Here is a 528-nt window from a genome sequence, read left to right as displayed (position 1 = left end):
AGAAGCAAGTAATGCTTGAGCGCAGGTTGAGAGCTCAACTTCGTTTTTTGTTAAGGCGTGTTTTCGAGGACACGGAGTTAGTCGATGGAAGCAATATCTCAAGTTTTCTTTTTCATGCCATAGATCATAAGGCAAATCAGCGAACGTTAAACGTACTAAAGCAAACACTGCATGGCGAGGCACAAAGCGAGTCGTTCAAAGAAAACTTGCTGCATACGTGTCAGATGGAATTGTCATTAATATTAGCCCTTACGCAAGTCTGTTCGGGACTTAGTGATAGACATGTCAAAGCATGGATGTCTATTGCTTATTATTTGCAGCAGGTCAATACTCAGAGCAATATGATTCATAATACTGAAAAGTTGATTTCTTGGATTGCTTTTTTTGATAAACAAACATTAACTCAAGGACTTGCTGAATAAACATAACAATGCAATCAAGGTGATGCGTTACACTCGGCGGTTTTGGTATGGAGTTCAGTGTGCTTTGTTGGTTTAGTGGGGCACACCTTATTGCAGGCGTTAGCTT

The 528-nt window shown here is 40.3% G+C and carries 1 pseudogene; it reads left to right on the top strand.

Going from position 1 to position 528, the window contains the following annotated elements:
* Positions 1 to 422, top strand: a pseudogene (locus M9196_RS23305) (hypothetical protein); the annotation flags it as partial.
* Positions 423 to 528: the final 106 nt, after the last annotated feature.

The sequence above is a fragment of the Vibrio methylphosphonaticus genome (genome assembly GCF_023634655.1).
Classification (GTDB): Bacteria; Pseudomonadota; Gammaproteobacteria; order Enterobacterales; family Vibrionaceae; genus Vibrio; species Vibrio methylphosphonaticus.
This window is presented reverse-complemented; position numbering and strand designations above follow the sequence as displayed.